Here is an 18,280-nt window from a genome sequence, read left to right on the forward strand (position 1 = left end):
CAGCCGTAGCTGACAGCAACCTGAAAGCTTCGGCGATGTTTGCGCGACGTCGGTTCACCCTGCGTCAGGTTGTGCGCTCCGGGCACCGGTTGAAGCCGATCCGAATACGCTGCTTGGACCGGGCAACCCGATCGAGAGCATCGAATGCGGCAGCAACAGCGCGAATTACAAAGCGATGCTCCTGCGGCACGCGGATGAAACCGCTTTCGATGTCCACGATCCCGTCCTCGGCCAGCATCGCCAAGCGTTCAGCTGGAAAGAGAAGACGCATCGGATCAAATCCGTGGGCGGCACAGATTGCCGGCACATCGACCGCGAGATTGCACATCAGCCGCTCGATGATTGCGGCTCGCACGCGGTCTTCGTCAGCGAGACGGTAGCCCTTCGACGTCGCCAGACGGCCAGCTGCGATGTGGTGGGTGTACGAATCGCGTGTAACATCGTTTTGGACGTAACCCTCGCCGACACGCCCGATAGCCGACGCGCCGAAACCGATCAGGGTTTTGCAGGTGTCGGCCGAGTAACCCAGCGATTACGCCGCAGGCGCCCGGCAGTCTGCGCTAGGGTGACTTCGTCGTCTGGCAAGGCGAAATGGTCGAGCCCTATCTCTCGGACGCGCCGGCGCCTGAAACACGGCGTCTTCCACCCCGTCGTCGATCTCCAGGCCGCCATCAACCGCTTCATCACGGAGCACAACCAAGAGCCGAGGCCCTTCATCTGGAAGGCCGATCCCGACGAAATCATCGCCGCCGTCAGGCGCGCGAACTTCGCGCCAAAACGATCGCCTCAAGCCGCGTCCTGTCCGATGCCGTAACGTCGATGCCGATACCTGTGCGCATCCCGGCAGCCTCGCATGCCACGCTCCAGGATGGAATCCCCGCCGGACTCTTTTGTCTCGATCAATCCACTCTCATGATTGCTGACAATGGCCTTTGATAAGCTGCGGCCAGCCGATCCGATCGGCGGTCGAGGCCCATGTACGGCGGATATGAGGTGCAAGAGGCGGGACTTGAACGTCGGTCAACAATCTCTCATCCGCGGGTCGGGCCCCATGACCTGGTTTCGTTTGGGGCTGCCTCTGTCTAGGTGGCGAGCGTCGAGGCTCATAGTGGAGACGAGGGCTCCCCGGCATTGTCCCACCTCCAGCGCCGCATATCGCGCCGAGGCTGATCTTGGGGTTTGCATCTCCTCTGCTGGCTGTCTGTCAAATAGCGGTCACGCCGCCTTTGGCGCGGCTTGAACCGTGCAGGCGATCGACCAGATGAAGCCCACCATCTCGCGTGCGATGGCGACGGTGACGACGTTGGCGTTCTGCCGCGCGCACTCAGCCGACGGTATCGGGTGCACAGCCGAACCTGCGCTTTCCATCCGATGTCGCGAACGACTTTTGGCAACGCCTCGATCCGGTCGACCTTGTGCCGGCCGATGCGTGCCCTCATCCGGTAAGCCCAGGCGCCTTCGACCAGCGCGCGCCGGGCATGGGTGTTGCCGGTCTTGGTGATGCCGCCGCGCCAGACGGTCTCGCCACTCAATTGCTCACCAGGGACCAGGCCGAAATAGGCCATGAGCTGGCGTGGGCTTGAGAAGCGTGTGAAGTCGCCGACCTCCGCGACCAGCACCACGGCATTGATCAGCGCGATGCCGCATTGCCTGCAAGGCATCAACGACCGGGCGCTGGTCCCATTCTGGGAGCAGGCTGAGTATCTGTTCCTCGGGCGTTGTCACGTTGTTTGAAATGTGGCCGCGTGAGGCCGACACCGCGCTTTTCAGGCAGGCCGTGCACTCACGGCCTCCCACGCGGCCATTGCCTGGCGTCGATGGATTCGAATTGTGCTGCGGAGCGGTTGGTCTGGGATGGGACGAAGAGATTTCGGACGGCGGAGAAGATCGACACGAAATGCTGCAATGAGCCGACCGACCGGAAACCCTGTCGCGTTCGTTCCCGTTTTCGGAACGGCAGATGAGAATTCTCCGCCCGGTTGTTCAAGCCTTTATGCGAGCGGTGTTCCAGGTTCGGCATGAGCTGGCGTTGGGCCGCCCCGTAGGAGCGCAGTTTGTCGGTGATCATACGCTTTGGCGGCAGACCCTGGTTCTTCAGAAGTCGCGTCAGCAGGCGCCTGGCGCCCTTGGTGTTGCGGCGCGTCTGGACAATCTCGTCGAGCACATATCCGTCCTGATCAACCGCTCTCCACAACCAGCATTTCTGACCGTTGATGCGCACCGCGACTTCATCGCCAAATCGCCGATTCTGAGGCTTGAGGAACGAGAATGGATAATTTTGTCGAAGGGCTGTCGGAAGTCACCTGCGATGTGCTGGTGATCGGCGGCGGCACAGCCGGACCGATGGCGGCGCTCAAGGCAAAGCAGAAAAATCCCGCTCTGAGTGTCGTCCTGCTCGAAAGGCCAATGTGAAGCGTTCGGGAGCTATCTGCATGGGCATGGACGGGCTGAACAGCGCCGTCGTCCCGGGATATGCGACGCCCGAGCAATACACCAAGGAGATCACCATCGCCAATGACGGCATCGTCGATCAGGCGCCGGTCTTCAAATATGCCTCGCGCTGCTATGACATCGTCCAGGAACTTGACCGTTTCGGCATCCGTTTCCAGAAGAACGCCAATGGCGATTTCGACCTGAAGAAGGTCCACCATCTGGGAACCTATGTGCTGCCTATGCCGAATGGCGATACCGTCAAGAAGGCGCTCTACCGGCAGATCAAGCGCGAAAGGATATTGGTCTCCAACCGCTTCATGGCAACGCGCCTGTTGACCGCCAACGACGGCAGGATCGCGGGCGCCACTGCTGTGAACACGCGCACGGCTGAATTCCTCGTGCTGCGTGCCAAGACCGTGATCCTGTGCATGGGCGCGGCGGGCCGGCTCGGATTGCCGCATTCCGGCTATCTCTTCGGAACCTATGAGAATCCGACCAATTCCGGGGACGGCTATGCCATGGCCTACCATGCGGGTGCCGCGCTCGTCTCGAATGCTATCAGATCAATCCGCTGATCAAGGACTATAACGGCCCGGCTTGCGCTTACGTGGCCGGTCCGTTCGGAGCCTATACCGCCAACAGTGAAGGCAATCGCTTCATCGAAAGCGACTACTGGTCGGGACAGATGATGCAGGAATTCTACAACGAACTACAGTCCGGCAAGGGGCCAGTGTTCCTGAAGCTCAACCACCTTCATGCCGACACGGTCGGCGAGATCGAAGAGATCCTGCACAAGGTCGAGCGCCCGTCGCGCGGCGGGGCTCTGTCGCAATTCCGGGATGTGGACGGGAAGAGCGTCGCCTGGGAGCATTGATCAGGCGGTGAGCATTTCGAATGGTGGTGTCACATTGATTGAGCGGTAAGGAAATTGAGGTAGCAGCGGGCCCATGACCGTGAGTGCACCGACCTACAAGAACCACCGCTATCCGATCGAAATCGTGGCCCGTGCTGTCTGGCTCTACTTCCGCTTCAATCTGAGCCTGCGCGATGTCGAGGAAATGCTGCTCGATCGCGGGATCGTCGTTTCCTACGAGACCATCCGCCGATGGTGCCGAAAGCACGGCCCTGATTATGCGCGCCGCATACGCCGCAAGGCACCAACGAAAGACGATGTCTGGCATCTGGATGAAGTCGTGGTGCGCATCAACGGTCAGAAGTGCTGGTTGTGGAGAGCGGTTGATCAGGACGGATATGTGCTCGACGAGATTGTCCAGACGCGTCGCAACACCAAGGCCGCCAGGCGCCTGCTGACGCGACTTCTGAAGAAGCAGGGTCTGCCGCCAAAGCGTATGATCACCGACAAATTGCGCTCCTACGGGGCGGCCAAACGCCAGCTCATGCCGAACGTGGAACACCGCTCGCATAAAGGCTTGAACAACCGGGCGGAGAATTCTCACCTGCCGTTCCGAAAACGGGAACGAACGCGACAGGGTTTCCGGTCGGTCGGCTCATTGCAGCATTTCGTGTCGATCTTCTCCGCCGTCCGAAATCTCTTCGTCCCCTCCCAGACCAACCGCTCGGCAGCACAAATTCGAACCCATCGACGCCAAGCCATGGCCGCGTGGGAAGCCGTGAGTGCACGGCCTGCCTGAAAAGCGCGGTGTCGGCCTCACGCGGCCACATTTCAAACAACGTGACAACGCCCTCGGCATGCCCGTGGTCGACATCATTATCGTGGACAGCACTGCGAGCGCGTATCAGAATACGATTCGGTTTGCTTAGGCCACTTATAATATGCACTCACCGCTTTTAACGCTCCTGATGGCATTTAGCGGCCAAGCGCTTTTTCAGGCCAGCGAGGCGATCGTTAGATCTAGTCACGGGCCCGGCCACTTAGCAGGCGCGCTGGGCGCACGATCGATCGGCCGGTTTAATGTCTCCGCAAGCTGATGACCGGAGAAGGCGGCTTCCAACTGCGCTTTGTCCAATTCGCCCTCCCAGCGGGCGATGACGAGCGCTGCCACCGCGTTGCCGACCAAGTTCGTCAGCGCTCGGCACTCCGACATAAAGCGGTCGACGCCAAGGATAAGAGCGAGGCCAGCGACGGGGACACTGGGTACTACGGCGAGCGTAGCAGCAAGCGTGATGAAGCCCGCACCTGTTACGCCTGCAGAACCCTTTGAGGAAAGCATCGCAACGAGCAGCAGGAGCACCTGATCGACGATCGACAGATCCGTGTTCGTCGCTTGTGCTATGAAGAGGGCGGCCAGCGTCATATAAATATTGGTGCCGTCCAAATTGAATGAATATCCTGCCGGGATGACGAGACCCACGACAGAACGTTTGGCGCCAGCCCGCTCAATCTTCTCCATGAGCGAGGGGAGCGCGGCCTCCGAAGAGGACGTTGCCAGAACAAGCAGCAGCTCTTCCTTGATGTAGCGAATGAGAGAAAAGATGGAGAAGCCGTTGTAACGGCAGACCGCGCCGAGCACCCCGAACACGAATAGGAACGCGGTGAGATAGAACGTCGCCACCAGCATGGCGAGGTTGACCATCGAACCGATTCCATATTTGCCGATGGTGAAGGCCATCGCGCCGAAAGCCCCGATCGGTGCGGCCTTCATCAGAATGCCGACCAGCTTGAACACCGGCGCGATGAGCGCCTGGAGCAGAGAAAGCACAGGCTTCCCCGTCTCTCCACCCTTTGCCAGGGCGATGCCGAACAGAACCGAGAAGAACAGGACCTGCAGGATGTCGCCCTCCGCGAAGGCACCGACGACCGTTGACGGGATGATGTTCATCAGGAAGCCGATCACCGACTGCTGGTGCGCCTTTGCGGCATAGGTGCTCACCGCCTGGGCATCGAGCGAGGCCGGATCGATGTTGAGGCCGGCCCCGGGTTGAACGACATTGGCAACTATGAGGCCGACGATCAGTGCCAGCGTCGAGAAGGTTAGGAAATAGAACATCGCCTTCCCGGCGACCCGGCCCAACTTCTGAAGATCGTTCATGCCGGCGATGCCGGTCGCAATTGTCAGGAAGATGACAGGCGCGATGACCATCTTGACGAGCTTGATGAATGCATCTCCGAGCGGCTTCACGCTTTCGCCGATCTCCGGATAGAAATAGCCAAGTGCGACGCCAAGCGCGATTGCGGCAAGCACCTGCACGTAAAGCCGCGCAAAATGGGGTTTATGAGGGCCTGCGTTCGCGCTGCGGATCTCTGGAGCTAACACTGTCTCTCTCCCTGACCGGGTCGGGGCGGGCGCTTCCTCCCTTCCCAGGCTTCTCCCACGCGGCGCCCCGGTCCAGCGCTGCTGCCATCTCGGTCGCAAGTGCCGTGCCAAATGAAAACCTTCGCCAGACGCCCCTCAGGCTTGCGGTTTTGCCAGCAGTTGGATGTGTGATCGTCGTCGATCTTGCTGAGAGCCGGTCAAGAGATCGGGAGCGCGGGCCCGGGCGCCGGCGGTGACCCGCTTGAGTCGTGGCTTGGACGGCGGAAACGTCTCCGAAACCGTTGGAAAATGCGTGGCGGCGGGTGGACAAGGGCGTAGCGATCGGCCTAGACGACGTTCGCAACTCCCTGAAATCCGCGAGAACACTATGAGGCAGCAGAAGCGACCCTTTGTCGTCGAGATCAAACAGAAGCGTGGGCTCGTGAAGCGGCCACAGTCGATCTGGGGCGGCATCGACCTGGCCACCATCTCGAGCGAAGTCGCGGAAGCGAAGACGGAAGATGCGATCGCTGAACCGACGCCGCAGCCGATTTTCCCTGGTGAAGATGTTCGTTCTGAGCCCATGCTCGCCATCGGTGAAGCAGAAAGCGACGTTAAGCACGTGATCACGCCCGACGCGGCGCTTCCCGAGCCGCCAACGGTTGAGGAAGCGCCGGTTCCAGAGGCATCGAATGCACCGGGTGGAGACAGACAGACCCGCAGGAAGAAGCGGTGGCAGGACGATGTGCCTTTGCCGCGAGGTGAACGATGGAAGCGGCGCCTACCATGGGTGCTACGCCAGCGCCGGCGTTAGCGCCAGGATCGACTGCGTCAGGATTGAAGCTGCCTTTATCGAACTGCCTATGACAGGCCGCGAGTGCTACAATGAAATAAGGAAGGGCTTGAAGGGTACGGAAGGGGTTTGCCTATCAGCCGCTCTGGGATTTTGGTGCGAGAATGAAATCGAAAACTGGCTCAGGCTGGCCAAGGCATCGACTCCCGCAAAACAGCCGGGGAAGTTATGGCCGCTTCGGCATATACTGCAAGCGCGGCAGGTTTCATTCTGAGTGCGGCCTCAAAGTCCCGGTTCGGCAAATCAATCACCTGGCGAAAAAGCGCTGCAGCCCTTGCCGCATGGCGCGCGGCAGCGACCCGCTTTGCCTCGCGGATTTTCACCCCGGCCGCGCTAACAGAATCAATCCCTTAAGAGCAGGCGATGCTGAGCGCTTTTTTTCGCAGCGTGCCAAATGGGCTCCCAAGCCTCGTGAGCTTCCCAGTAATACCGTCGTTGAAAAGGTCGATACCCCATCGAAACTCGTTTGAGCTGAGTGCTTCTGTCGTACTGTGACCCAACGGGTCGCGCACAGGATGCGGATGTTTGCCAGGCAGGTATGCGTAGCTCGGGAAATTCTTTTCGGGCAGCAAGCGAGAACGTGACCTAGACCCATAGCTGCGCACGCCCGTTCCACAGGACGTATCTCCCGCGGCGCCCCCTCCTGGCGCTTAAGCTGCGAGATCGAAGCGGTGACATGGTCAGCGAGCACGAAAAACTTGCGGCACGCACGTGGAGATCAAGTCGCAGTTTGGTCGATATACCTCCATCGCGCCCTATAGGAGTCGAGCAGGAATTTGGCCGCCAGGTAAGAGCAGCGCCGGGCCGGCTAGAGACGGCCGAAGTGACCTGAGCGACGAAGCTTCGCTAGCAGGATGCTGGCCGTTCCGGAGTGATCAAGCCTCGCTTGCTCACTCAGCGGAGACGCATTCCAGGCGGCCAATTCTGCTACCAGAAGTGCGGTGTCTCCGTTTATCGATGCGCATCTAAGGTGTCCGTTCTTCTCCATCACTATTATCGCCGTGCCGGTTTCGCCATAGCCAATCGCAGCCATCCGCTGGACCCAGGTATCGCCGTCGACGCGAACATCGAACAGAACCGACCCTGCGGTTTTTTCTGCGGCGTCAGCCACACGATCACAGAAGGGTCGATTGAGGCCCTCGATATTCCCGAGTGACTGCTCAAACAGGGCCAATTCAACATGCTCCGCCACCATGGCTGCGAGAGTGCGCGCCGGCTGGCGCAATCGGCAAGACGCCAACGCTGATTATCCACACACCAGCCGCCTACCCGGCCTTTTTTATAGTCAACAACAGGCGCGCCTCCGCGTAAGCACCGTCTTGCCGGCGACCGAGAGCAATAACCGCTCGACGTGCTCGAAATGGGTCAGGGCCCACGACAATCCCGTCGCGACACTGCGCGCGATCGCGGAAGCTCAGTCTCTCGGATCGGCAACAGGCAGATTGGTGCCCGCGGACATCTGGAAACACAGCGCGACACATCCTCGAGCGATTTTGCGACCAGCTCGCGGGCGTCTGGCGTCGAGACCAACCCGTAAATTGTGTATTGCAATATCTTCGTACGGGCCGTGGCAATGCGCCGTCTAGGACGTGTGGACTCTTGGGATTCCCAAGTGTGAGGGTCTGTGATTCAAAGCTGTCTTTTGGAGGCAGCGATGGGTGTTTTGGACCGTCTGATTCTTCGGGACGATCAGTGGGAGCGGATTTCGCCGCATATTATTGGCGACGAGCGAACGCGTGGCTCGTCTGGCCACGATAACCGGATGTTCGTGGAAGCGGTCTTGTGGATCGTGCGTACCGGATCGCCGTGGCGCGATCTGCCCGATGTCTTCGGCGACTGGAACAGCGTGTTCCGCCGCTTCAGCCGCTGGAGCCATAAGGGTGTCTGGTGGCGCATCTTCGCGGCGATGTCGGACGATCCGGACTTCGAGTATCTGATCGTCGATTCCACGATCATCCGCGCCCATCAACATGCTTCGGGCGCCAAAAAAGGGGGTCTGAAGATCAGGCCCTTGGCCGTTCCCGCGGCGGCCTGAGCACCAAGATCCATATGGCCGTCAGAGGTCTCGGTTGCCCGGTGCGCTTCACCCTGACCGCCGGCCAACGGGGAGATTGCCCACAGGCTTATGCCCTGATCGACGGCTTGCCCGCCAAGGTCGTCATGGCCGACGCTGCCTACGACGCCGATCGCCTGCGTCAGGTGATCGCAGACAAGCACGCCGTGGCTGTCATCCCCAACAACCCGTCGCGGGCTCGAAAATACCCTATCGACAAGCACCTCTACGCGCAGCGCCACCTGATCGAATGCTGCTTCTCAAAACTCAAACAGTTCCGACGCGTCGCAACACGCTTCGAGAAAACAGCGAGGAACTACCTCGCCGTCGTAACCCTCGCCGCTACAATCCTATGGATCAGATAAGTGTCCACAACTCCTAGGGCGAATGCTCCGGACTTCCAAGCCTTTCTTGCCTTGCCCGCATTCGACAAACACCTTTTGTCCCTCCACCAGCACGCTGAGCCCTGAGCGGGTCAGGGTGCTGGCATGAACGAAGACGTCCTTCTCACCGTTGTCAGGGGCTTGGAAGCCGAAACCCTTTTCGGGTTTGTACCACTTGACCGTGCCCCCGCTCTCTAGCTGCGCACCCGTCTCGACCATGGTCCCTCCGGCGACGCGCGTATGTGACGGAGTGTTCGCGATCTCATCGCCGATCTCCAGCACCTGCGCGACTTGATGACCTTTTGGACTTTTTTCGACCGTGACCTTCAGAAGCGTGCCCTCGGCAACATCTCGGCTTCCGGCCGCCTCCAACACTCGGACGCGCAGATAGGCCTCCGTGCCGTCCGACAGTTTGACGAAGCCAAAACCCTTGCTGACTGTGAACCACAATACCTCGGCGTCGACGGGGTGGACGGTCACGGTCGCCGGGCGCTGAAAGTAGCTTGGCTCGGAGGTCCGTTCCGAAAAGGAAACGGGGTCATCGTCATGGCGGTGTCCGCGTGGCTCGCGATGGTCTCGATAATTGCCCATGATCATCTCGACTGGCATGGATGGCGAACTACGCTACCGTCAAGACAATCTCAATCGGGCGACGCGTTTATGTCAAATGGCCGTGATGGCCGCAGCTGTGCCCAGCCTATCGGTCGAACCCTTTGAAACTAGATTCATTTCACCTGAAACAATAGTGCCGGCGAGTCGATTTATTGACTCGCATAGGCTGTGCTGGAGTGCGCGTGCGATGATGGCGGCGCGGGCGAACTGGCAGGGCCTTCAAATTCGGAGAGGTTGCCGGCGCGTTGCGCCATGCGCGAAGCCAAGCTGTTTGTATTCGAGAAGCTCCCGAAGCAGCCATATGACAGCGAATGACCGTTTTGCAGTGGTTTGCCGATCACTCGCAACGGCTGGGCTGGCGACCTCCCTTCGCCAACGAAAGCGAGTTCAAGCGCTTTGCAAGAACCGGAAGGGCTCCCGTTTCCTTTTTCGCGGTCCGCGGAAAGTCTTCAAACACGACTATTGTGGTTCGCCTGTCGTATTTCCCAAGGCCATCGCACGGTAGAGTGACGGCGCTTCGCCGCTCCCGTCTGCGCGGCGACAATTAAGTTGGCCAGTTCGACGACAATTATCTTGGCCGGTTAGGGCGTCCGCCAGCGCCGTTTGAAGGGAGGGGCGGAGCCCCGACCGGAAAGCGGCACTGGCGGACGGCGGCGATTTCAAGCCCCCCTTCAGGGTGGGCCAGCCGTTCGGCGTCGAGGGTGGTATCGCAGCTCAATCAACCAACGATTTGAGCTCGATGCCAAACCTTCATGTGACCGACTGCCAGGTGATGCTCTACATGACCTCCCGTTCCCGACACCAAAGCAAGGATGCCGCCGCAGCCAGCGCCGGCTTTAGCGCGCGCACCGCACGCCGCATAGACAAAGACCCGCGTTTGCCGTCTCAAAAGAAGCAGCCGCGAACCTGGCGAACTCGCACCGACCCACTGACGGACGTCTGGCCCCGGGTATTGGAGATGCTGGGGATACCAGGTGTCATGGCCGTGACGATCTTCGAGGACCTCCAGGATGAACTCGGCCTTGACGCTCTTCCCGACAGCGTCCGCCGCACGCTGGAGCGTCGCATCGCCAAATGGCGCGCCCTTCACGGCGAAGACAAGGAGGTCTTCTTCCCTCAGCGCCATGATCCCGGCCGCCAGGCGCTGTCCGATTTCACCGTCACGGACAGCCTCGGCGTCACCATTGCCGGCGAGCCTTTCCCGCACCGCCTCTATCATTTCCGGCTGGCCTGTAGCGGCTGGGAACATGCGCGAGTCATTCTCGGCGGCGAAAGCTTTTCAGCTGTCGCCGAAGGCCTGCAGGATGCGCTTTGGAAGCTGGGCGGCGTCCCGCGCGAACACCGGACTGACTCGCTGTCGGCTGCTTTCAAAAACCTCGACCGCGACGCCGAACGCGATTTTACCAAGCGTTATGGCGACCTGTGCCGACACTACGGCATGGAGCCCACCCGCAACAATCCCGGCGTCGCCAATGAGAACGGTAGCATCGAAGCCGCCAACGGCCACATCAAGATCCGCCTCGACCAGAGGCTCCGGCGCCGCCGAAGCCGAGATTTCGACAGCCTTGAAGCCTATCGAGCCTTCGTCAGTGGCGTCTGCGATCGTCACAACGCCCGCCGCGCCAAGGCCGTCGCGGCCGAGCGCGAGACGCTCAAAACTCTGCCCAAGCGCCGAACCACCGACTTCGCGATGGTGACGGCGAAGGTGACACGCAACAGCACCATCAATGTCGATCGGATCCTCTATTCCGTTCCGTCCCGGCTCATCGGCAACAAGATCGAAGTGCGTCTCTTCGATGACCGGCTGGAATGCTTCCTCGGCCCCGACCCGGTCATGCGCATGACCCGCGCACGGACCGACCGAGCACGCGGCCACTCGATCGATTATCATCATCTGATCGGTACACTGCGGCGCAAGCCGCAAGCCCTCCGATACCTCGTCTACCGCGAAGCACTCTTCCCGCGCGCAGCCTACGCTCGCGCCTGGACCGCTCTGGACGAAGCCCTGCCGCCCAGAGACGCCTGCCGGTCAATGGTCGCTTTGCTGGCAATGGCCTCGACCTGCGAAGCCATTGAGATCACCTTGGCCGATCGTCTCGACGCAATCCTGGACGCCGGCCGGCTGCCTGACCTCGCCAAACTTGAGATCGAGTTCGCGAGCAAACCGAACTCGTCGAGCGAGGTCGCCATCCCAGAGCCAAATCTTGAAGCCTACGATCGGCTTCTGCCCTCGGCTTGCGAGGTACGGCCATGACCGACGCAGCCCTCCTCTCCTCCTTGCTGACCGAACTGCGCCTGCCCAGCATCGTGCGCAATTGGCGGCGCATCGCCGACACTGCCGACCGCGACGGCTGGCCAGCCCAAAAAACCATCGCTGCGCTGATGGAGATCGAGGTCGCCGAGCGCACCTCACGCCGCATCCAGCGTCATCGCGATCAATCCGAAGCGCCGGCTGGCAAAACCTTCGCCAGCTTCGATTTCGACGCCGCACCAGGCGTGCGCAAACAGCAACTTCTGTCCCTCGGCGCCGGCGGAGACTGGATCAAGAACGGCGAAAAGCGGCACAGGCAAAAGTCACGCTATCGCGGCCATCTGCCATGCTCTTATCGATGCTGGAAAGCGGGCCTTGTTCACGCGTACCATCGACATCGTTCAAAGGCTGCAGACTGCGCGTCGCGACCTTTCCCTGATCGGCGCCCTTGAGAAGCTCGATAAGTTCGACCTCATCGTACTCGACGACCTTTCCTATGTCAGGAAGGATCAAGCCGAGACCAGCGTCCTGTTCGAACTCATCGCGCATCGATACGAACGGCACAGCATCGCCATCACCGCCAATCATGCATTTTCAGCATGGAGCACCGTTTTCCCGGACGCCGCCATGACCGCGGCGGCGGTGGACAGATTGGTCCATCACGCCACGATCATAGAAATGAATGGCGAAAGTTATCGAGAGCGCTCCGCCGCCCGGCGAGCCACCAACGAGGAAACTCCCATCTTGGCTTAGGCTTTAACAGCAACACATCATCGCATGGGCTGTAATCGTCGCTGGGACAATAGCTAGCGACAATTACTCACGCCACTATCATAAACAGCCAGCGACAATTAAAATGATTGTCGCTAAGACTCCCCCTTGTCAAACGACAATTAGAAAGATAGACGTCTTGTCGCTACTCGGCGACTGTCCAAATATGCCAGTTTAATTGTCGATAGACGGACACCGTAATTGTCGCGTTGCAAGCGCGGGCAGGGAATGGCAGAATGCCATGCCAAGCATGGCAAGACGGCGTAGACCGTCACGCTCTTCAAGCAAGAATATTCGCCAGGGGATTGTCATCATTGATCCGGCTGTCGGAAGGCTCGGACGGCTGAAAGAGGGCGATGGCTATGATATGGTCAGGAACGGAATCGCATTGTTTCCGCCAGGTACCTGCGCGGATCACCTCCCAAAAATGGGGGCCGGTCCGGGCACCGTCGCGGGATTTTCGCGGCCGGGGTGGCTGTCTGTCGCCCGCAGGGCGAAGCGCAGCCGATGAGGACCTCCCGGAGACTCAATGCGACCGAACTGTGCATGCTCTATAAGAGACATCGGCTGAGGTTGCCGAGTTTGGCAGCGATGCCGAAAGCGTAGTGCGGCGACCACCGTCTTGCGAGCGAGCTTGTCGAGCTCCCCCTGATCCGTGACGCCGAACCCCCTAGTGATAGATGATTTCGGATGCATGCTGCTCGCGATCCGCCTCGGTTTCGTTCGAAACGCCAGTTTGATCAAATACGCGCCCGAGGAGCGCGATTTCTTCGGGAGTGAGCACCTCCCCGCTAAAGGGCATAGGGCCTCCTCAAAACAGGTGGCAGTGACAAAGGCGCCCTTGATGCGAAGCTATGACGACCACCGTCCTGTCCTTCGGCATGATTTTGCGAAGGCCCGCGGTCTCCCGCGCGTCGGGCGCCGTCAGACTGCTCGTCGATATGTCCAGAGCTGTGCGGGCGGGATATTGCGGACCACGAAATCATAGTGAGACACGACGTAGCGGTCGGGCATTTTGATCACCGGGGACAAAGGTCCGTAGGTGATCTGAATCACAGGTCTGCCAGCAGGAATGCGGGCTAGCAAATCCTCGAGCAAGGCAATGCGCTGTTCCATCGGAAAGCTCAACATCGGCACCGCACTTATGACACAGTCGAATTGCTCCCCGCTCCGCTCGGCAAGCACTTCCCCCAGCGCGAACGCATCGCCCAATCGAAAGTCCACGCCTGGAAAGCCTCGCGTCAAGCGATGATAGAAATCTTTCGAATATTCGACCGAAATCAGCTGATGCGGCTTGATGCCCCTTTCCAGGATAGCCTTGGTGATGACGCCAGTTCCGGCACCAAGTTCCAGAACCGGCAATCCGGATGCTGGGTTAATTACGCTTGCCATACGGCGCGCGGCATGCACGGACGTTGGCATGAGCGCGCCCACTCGTTTCTTGTCCTTCTGCCAGCCCTTGAAGAATTGCACTTCCTCTTCAAACTTCCTGCCGAGCCGCTCCTTCAATCGAAAGACCATATCCACTCCCTGCTACCACTATTTGTCTGGGTCGTGACGACGCACGTTTGTACAAGCGTTGCGGCATTTTCAAGCCCGGGTACGAGGGATTCCCTCTCCTGAGAGCGGCAATTTCTCTAATGAGCTGCCTGTTGGCATAGACTCCGCGGCTCTGCCCTCTCCGCAAAAGCTGGCTCATATGAATGCCGGTCGATCGCGCGACCAAACACTGGCCCCGGCCTCAACGTTGCTGCGACCAGCCGCCCCCCTCTCCTCCCGAGACCAGCTTCGGCGCTGCTCGACCGACGTGATCACCTCGATCAGATGCTTCGTCACAGGGCTACTCCCAGTGCTTGCACTAGGACTTGCAGCCTTCAGCATACCCCAGGAAGGCGGCCGTCACCGTCGGAATACGAGACAACCAGACCATCGCCCCAAAGTGCCGGTTCGGCTATTCAAACACCTAGCCGCCTTGATGCACAGCGATGAGTTGTCGGCGGCCTGAAGCTACGATTTGGTCGCGATGTGGGTGCATTTTGACAAGCCTGGTCGGGCGGCGGGGCTGATCCGTCGGTGATGGGAGGCGGGGTTTGCGGGTTGATGTTGGCGGGTTCGGTTCGGGGCATCTTGGCCCCGTCGCTATGTCACGAGTTGGGGGATGCGATCGAGGACGATGCGCAGAATACGCTGGTCGGGGCAGGATGTCGGCAGGTGCAGGCGGATTTGCGTTTTCATCTCGACCACCCGCGCGGCGATTTTGATGAGGCGCAATCGCAGCGTGTCAAATTGGGCGACGGCAAAGCTCGAGCGCCTCGGCATCGCGGCCCGCAAGCCCCACATCAACCAGTAAGCACCGGCATGCAGGAATAGCCGGAACTGGTTGGCCGTCGCTCTGGTGCAGGATGTGCGGTCGGCGGCAAGATGCGTCTTCCACGACTTGATGTGGTTCTCGGCCGCGCCGCGCCGGCAGTAGACATCCTCGTAGAGCGCCTTGGCCTTCCCACCGGCAAGGTTGGTGACGACGAAGCGGGTATCGGCACCTTGGGCGCCGACCTCGACCCGCGCGATGATGCGCTCGACGCGGCTCCAACTAGCGGCGCCGTCAACGAACTCCTTGAACCTGCGGACCTTGCCTGTCTTGGCCGACACTTCGAAGCGCGCCGTCGTGCTGGCCTCCAGATCCGCGACATGCTTGCGCAGGGTCGTGGTGGGCGCGAGGCCAAAGATGAAGTCGACGTCGTTGGCGCGGCACCAGTCGATGACCTGCGGGCTGCAATAATGGCTATCGCCGCGGAGCAGGATTCGAATGTTCGGCCAGTTGATCCGGATCGCCCGCACCAGACGGCGCAGGTGGGGGCGGATCTCAGCCCCACTCGGCCGCTTGGCCGGTCGCAGGATCGCGCTGACGAACCGTCCCGCACCATCGAACACTACGATCGGCTGGAAGCCGTACTCGTCATGGTGGGCATTGAACAGGCGAAGCTGTTGGCCTCCGTGCACAGCGTCGAAGGTGTCGTCAATGTCGAGTACGATCCGCTTCGGCACCTGCCGGAACGAGGCGCAATAGAGATCGACCATCGCCCGCCCCATCGCAACCAGCTCCCGCACGCCGGGCAGGTTCTCCAGCCGGCACAGCGTCGATTGCGACGCCAGATCCCGACCCGACGGCAGCGCATCCTGGGCCATCTTGAAGACCGGATCGCGGCGCAGCCGGTTGGCGTCGTTGCCGTCCTCGTAGCCGGCGGCAATCATCTTCATGCGAAAGCCGATCATGTCCGCCAGGCTGTGGACGACCTGGTCCGGGCAGCGCGGATCGTCGATGCAACGCGCCAGACGCTCGGCCACCCGCAACCGCTTTTCCACCTCGGCCAAAGCCAGAACGCCGCTGTTGGACGACAGCATGCCGCCGTCGAAACGGGCGACGACGGACTTGCCGCCGACTGATGACAAACCGCTCAGCGGCAGCGTAAGATCGTTCATGGTGGGTGTGGTCTCCGGGAAATGGTTCGGATCGGCTTAAGCAACCAAATCCTAAGTCATTTCAACGGCTTGCGCCACATCCACCAACCCCCATGAATTTTTCAGGCTAGCTCCTGACCAAACTGCTTCGCAGCAATGCCAGGAATGTCGCCGATCCCGACAGGTTTCCCGATTAAATAGCCTTGAGCTTCATCGCATCTGACGCGGCGCAGATAGTCGAGCTGTTCGGGAGTTTCTACGCCTTCGGCCGTTACCTCAATTCGAAGCTCATGCGCCAACTCAACCAATGATCTTACAATCGCGGCGCAGTCCGCATCGGTGAGCATATCCTGGACGAAAGATCGGTCGATCTTGAGCCGCGAAAGAGGCAATTTACGAAGATAAGTGAGTGATGAATAGCCGGTGCCAAAATCGTCAAGAGCAACTGTTACGGATAGAGAACCTAACGATTGTAATAATGAAATCGTTTCTTCAAAATTCGAAATCAGCACAGTTTCTGTGATCTCGACCTCCAGTCTTCGGGGCTCCAAACCGGCTTCAGCCAAGGCCACCACAATTCCATCCAGTAAGGCTTTATTCTTAAGCTGTACTACCGACAAGTTGACGGAGACCCGCAAGTCGTGCGGCCAACGGGCAGCCGCCAAACAAGCCGTTTTGACGACCCAGTGTCCGATGGAGTGAATCAAACCCGTTTCTTCAGCGATAGATATGAACTCCGACGGTGGGATCGCGCCAAGGGTCGGATGGTGCCACCGCAGAAGCGCTTCAAAACCTCGGATGCGATCGCTGCTGAGGTCGAGAAAGGGTTGAAATGCGAGCGAAAGCTGGCCATTGGCCAGCGCAGATGCCAGATCGCGTTCAAGGGCATGGCGCCTTGCAGCAGCTTCATCGTCGCTTCCGCTGAAAAACTGGATGGAGCCCGCCCCCAGCGTCTTAGCCCTGTACAGCGCGGTGTCGACGCACCGCAAGAGTTGGTTGGCATCCAAACCGTCCGTGGGCGCCAAAGCGATACCAATAGAGGCCCTGCAATATATTTCGCGCCCTTCGATCAAGAAAGGCGCGCGCACGGCATCTATGATCTGTTTGGCTAAAGACCCGATTTGATCTGGCCTGATATCGCGCGTAGCGATTATTGCAAATTCGTCGCCCTCCAATCTCGCAATGCCGTCGCTCTCCCGTGTCGATTTCCGAAGTCTCGCAGCCACTTCGACCAAAAGGACATCCGCTATTGCTCGGCCAAAACGATCGTTCACCTCGTCGAAATTGTTAAGATCGAACAAAAGTAGCGCAAAGTGCTGGTCAAACTGCCTTGCGTCCACCAACGCGCTGTCCAGCCGCTCATTGAAGCTGAACCGGTTTGGCAAACTCGTTAGAATGTCCCTGCGAATGGCATTTTCGCTTTCCGCTTGCAGAATGAAGCGTTGGGTAAATTCGAACGCGTGAGCAAGCACTGCACGAAATAGCGTGATGGCGTAGCTTACTATCAGGATTGCGACGGGCAGATTGACGGCGTCTCCCACCCACACAATCGCCACCGCCGAACCGACGAAGATCGGTAGCGTATACGCGACGGCCGCAATAGGAATTGTGGAAAAAGAAGCGGCACCGCCTGCGATCATCCCCGCACTCAGGCAGGTAATGACGACCTGGGCTGCGCTTGTTGCCCCGCTGAAGAACAGAACGGGAAGTGCTCCCCACCAAGTGCCGAACAAGAAGGCGTTGCGCACCAGGTTTTGCGTTGTCCGGCGAGACACTGACCTTGGTTTGACTGACTGAAACGATGATCTCGCTCTTAAGCCTACGACAGCTGAGGCTACGATGATAACACTCGCCCAGAGGACGGCATTCGTTTGGTCGGGCGAGCCCCAAAGCGCCATAACAAAAGTGGCCGCATTGAGTATGTTCGCAACCATGCCAAGAGGCGTGTTGCGAAGAACGAGACTGACCTGCTCCGCCCTGATTCGGCTGGCAAGGGGTTCGATTGTCGAGGGCCCGCCAAAAACTCGCAGGTCTCCCGCCAGAAGGTCACCGAACCTTGCGGCAGAGAGACGCTGCCTCACTCTTTCACTCCCCCGCCCTAGCCCGTCCTATTCACGAGCGGCCTGGTTCCTTGCCGCTTGGCGTTCGGTCATGAAGGTGTGAGGCGTCTTTTTCACCGCAGCTGAGACTGGACTTTGGAACGCGCTGGAGGGTCAAGGTATCGGGTTCGGTGGGGCTTTGATGCCCCGG

Annotated in this window: 12 protein-coding genes and 6 pseudogenes; 8 read left to right on the forward strand and 10 right to left on the reverse strand. The window is 59.7% G+C overall.

All coding sequences use genetic code 11. The features are described 5' to 3' along the window. Positions 1 to 64 precede the first annotated feature (64 nt). Positions 65 to 612 (reverse strand): annotated as a pseudogene (locus HB777_37255) (coproporphyrinogen III oxidase). Position 613: 1 nt separating this feature from the next. Here HB777_37255 and HB777_37260 point away from each other — a divergent pair. Continuing rightward, positions 614 to 814: pseudogene (locus tag HB777_37260) on the forward strand (hypothetical protein). A 289-nt stretch (positions 815 to 1,103) separates the two neighbouring features. Here HB777_37260 and HB777_37265 read toward each other — a convergent pair. Then, entirely contained in the window at positions 1,104 to 1,622 is a 519-nt protein-coding gene (locus tag HB777_37265; protein QND69373.1) for an IS110 family transposase, read from the reverse strand. Here HB777_37265 and HB777_37270 point away from each other — a divergent pair. Further along, the gene (locus HB777_37270) at positions 1,564 to 1,734 is read left to right on the forward strand and encodes a hypothetical protein (protein QND69327.1); all 171 of its coding nucleotides are present in this window, start codon (positions 1,564 to 1,566) and stop codon (positions 1,732 to 1,734) included. The genes HB777_37265 and HB777_37270 overlap by 59 nt on opposite strands. A gap of 32 nt (positions 1,735 to 1,766) precedes the next feature. Here HB777_37270 and HB777_37275 read toward each other — a convergent pair. Then, a pseudogene (locus tag HB777_37275) lies at positions 1,767 to 2,233 on the reverse strand (IS6 family transposase). Positions 2,234 to 2,268: 35 nt separating this feature from the next. Here HB777_37275 and HB777_37280 point away from each other — a divergent pair. Next, positions 2,269 to 3,247, forward strand: a pseudogene (locus tag HB777_37280) (fumarate reductase/succinate dehydrogenase flavoprotein subunit). Between the two features lie 133 nt (positions 3,248 to 3,380). After that, the gene (locus tag HB777_37285; protein QND69374.1) at positions 3,381 to 4,085 is read left to right on the forward strand and encodes an IS6 family transposase; all 705 of its coding nucleotides are present in this window, start codon (positions 3,381 to 3,383) and stop codon (positions 4,083 to 4,085) included. A 225-nt stretch (positions 4,086 to 4,310) separates the two neighbouring features. Here the strand turns inward: HB777_37285 and HB777_37290 are convergent, their stop codons facing one another. Beyond that, the gene (locus HB777_37290; GenBank protein QND69375.1) at positions 4,311 to 5,669 is read right to left on the reverse strand and encodes a dicarboxylate/amino acid:cation symporter; all 1,359 of its coding nucleotides are present in this window, start codon (positions 5,667 to 5,669) and stop codon (positions 4,311 to 4,313) included. A 367-nt stretch (positions 5,670 to 6,036) separates the two neighbouring features. Here HB777_37290 and HB777_37295 point away from each other — a divergent pair, with 367 nt between their 5' ends. Next, a complete protein-coding gene (locus HB777_37295; GenBank protein ID QND69376.1) occupies positions 6,037 to 6,462 on the forward strand; it encodes a hypothetical protein in 426 nt (141 codons plus the stop codon). A gap of 115 nt (positions 6,463 to 6,577) precedes the next feature. On the opposite strand, the pseudogene HB777_37300 reads toward HB777_37295, so the two are convergent. Beyond that, positions 6,578 to 7,001, reverse strand: a pseudogene (locus HB777_37300) (DUF309 domain-containing protein). A 308-nt stretch (positions 7,002 to 7,309) separates the two neighbouring features. Next, positions 7,310 to 7,696: a hypothetical protein gene (locus tag HB777_37305; protein QND69739.1), complete on the reverse strand. Its 387-nt coding sequence runs from the start codon at positions 7,694 to 7,696 to the stop codon at positions 7,310 to 7,312. A 459-nt stretch (positions 7,697 to 8,155) separates the two neighbouring features. On the opposite strand from HB777_37305, the gene HB777_37310 reads away from it, so the two are divergent. Beyond that, positions 8,156 to 8,919, forward strand: a protein-coding gene (locus HB777_37310) for an IS5 family transposase (GenBank protein QND69377.1) whose coding sequence is annotated in 2 segments (ribosomal slippage) — positions 8,156 to 8,491 and positions 8,494 to 8,919 — 762 coding nt in all. Because the reading frame shifts where the segments join, the coding sequence is not laid out codon by codon here. Here the strand turns inward: HB777_37310 and HB777_37315 are convergent. Further along, positions 8,905 to 9,546, reverse strand: coding sequence for a cold shock domain-containing protein (locus HB777_37315; protein ID QND69378.1), 642 nt, complete (start codon positions 9,544 to 9,546; stop codon positions 8,905 to 8,907). The two genes, HB777_37310 and HB777_37315, sit on opposite strands and share 15 nt — an antisense overlap. Before the next feature lie 784 nt (positions 9,547 to 10,330). On the opposite strand from HB777_37315, the gene HB777_37320 reads away from it, so the two are divergent. Together HB777_37320 and HB777_37325 are read left to right on the forward strand one after the other, a co-directional pair. Next, on the forward strand, positions 10,331 to 11,803 hold the full coding sequence (locus HB777_37320; protein QND69740.1) for an IS21 family transposase: 1,473 nt from the start codon (positions 10,331 to 10,333) through the stop codon (positions 11,801 to 11,803). Beyond that, positions 11,800 to 12,553: pseudogene (locus HB777_37325) on the forward strand (ATP-binding protein). The gene HB777_37320 and the pseudogene HB777_37325 overlap by 4 nt, the downstream one beginning before the upstream one ends. 942 nt (positions 12,554 to 13,495) lie before the next feature. Here the strand turns inward: HB777_37325 and HB777_37330 are convergent. The 3 genes from HB777_37330 to HB777_37340 all read right to left on the reverse strand — a co-directional run bounded on the left by HB777_37330 (position 13,496) and on the right by HB777_37340 (position 18,111). Then, on the reverse strand, positions 13,496 to 14,092 hold the full coding sequence (locus HB777_37330) for a methyltransferase domain-containing protein (GenBank protein ID QND69379.1): 597 nt from the start codon (positions 14,090 to 14,092) through the stop codon (positions 13,496 to 13,498). Between the two features lie 618 nt (positions 14,093 to 14,710). Then, complete coding sequence (locus tag HB777_37335; GenBank protein QND69380.1) at positions 14,711 to 16,051, reverse strand: IS1380 family transposase; 1,341 nt, start codon at positions 16,049 to 16,051, stop codon at positions 14,711 to 14,713. 101 nt (positions 16,052 to 16,152) lie between these two features. Next, positions 16,153 to 18,111: an EAL domain-containing protein gene (locus HB777_37340; GenBank protein QND69381.1), complete on the reverse strand. Its 1,959-nt coding sequence runs from the start codon at positions 18,109 to 18,111 to the stop codon at positions 16,153 to 16,155. Positions 18,112 to 18,280 lie beyond the last annotated feature (169 nt).

It is taken from the genome of Mesorhizobium loti (genome assembly GCA_014189435.1).
Taxonomy (GTDB): Bacteria; Pseudomonadota; Alphaproteobacteria; order Rhizobiales; family Rhizobiaceae; genus Mesorhizobium; species Mesorhizobium loti_G.

Coding starts and splice junctions, on each gene's coding strand:
- HB777_37305 (QND69739.1), bottom strand. CDS start 7,696: ATGGTGGCGGAGCATGTTGAATTGGCCCTGTTTGAGCAGTCACTCGGG.
- HB777_37330 (QND69379.1), bottom strand. CDS start 14,092: ATGGTCTTTCGATTGAAGGAGCGGCTCGGCAGGAAGTTTGAAGAGGAA.
- HB777_37285 (QND69374.1), top strand. CDS start 3,381: ATGACCGTGAGTGCACCGACCTACAAGAACCACCGCTATCCGATCGAA.
- HB777_37295 (QND69376.1), top strand. CDS start 6,037: ATGAGGCAGCAGAAGCGACCCTTTGTCGTCGAGATCAAACAGAAGCGT.
- HB777_37270 (QND69327.1), top strand. CDS start 1,564: ATGAGCTGGCGTGGGCTTGAGAAGCGTGTGAAGTCGCCGACCTCCGCG.
- HB777_37320 (QND69740.1), top strand. CDS start 10,331: ATGACCTCCCGTTCCCGACACCAAAGCAAGGATGCCGCCGCAGCCAGC.
- HB777_37315 (QND69378.1), bottom strand. CDS start 9,546: ATGCCAGTCGAGATGATCATGGGCAATTATCGAGACCATCGCGAGCCA.
- HB777_37335 (QND69380.1), bottom strand. CDS start 16,051: ATGAACGATCTTACGCTGCCGCTGAGCGGTTTGTCATCAGTCGGCGGC.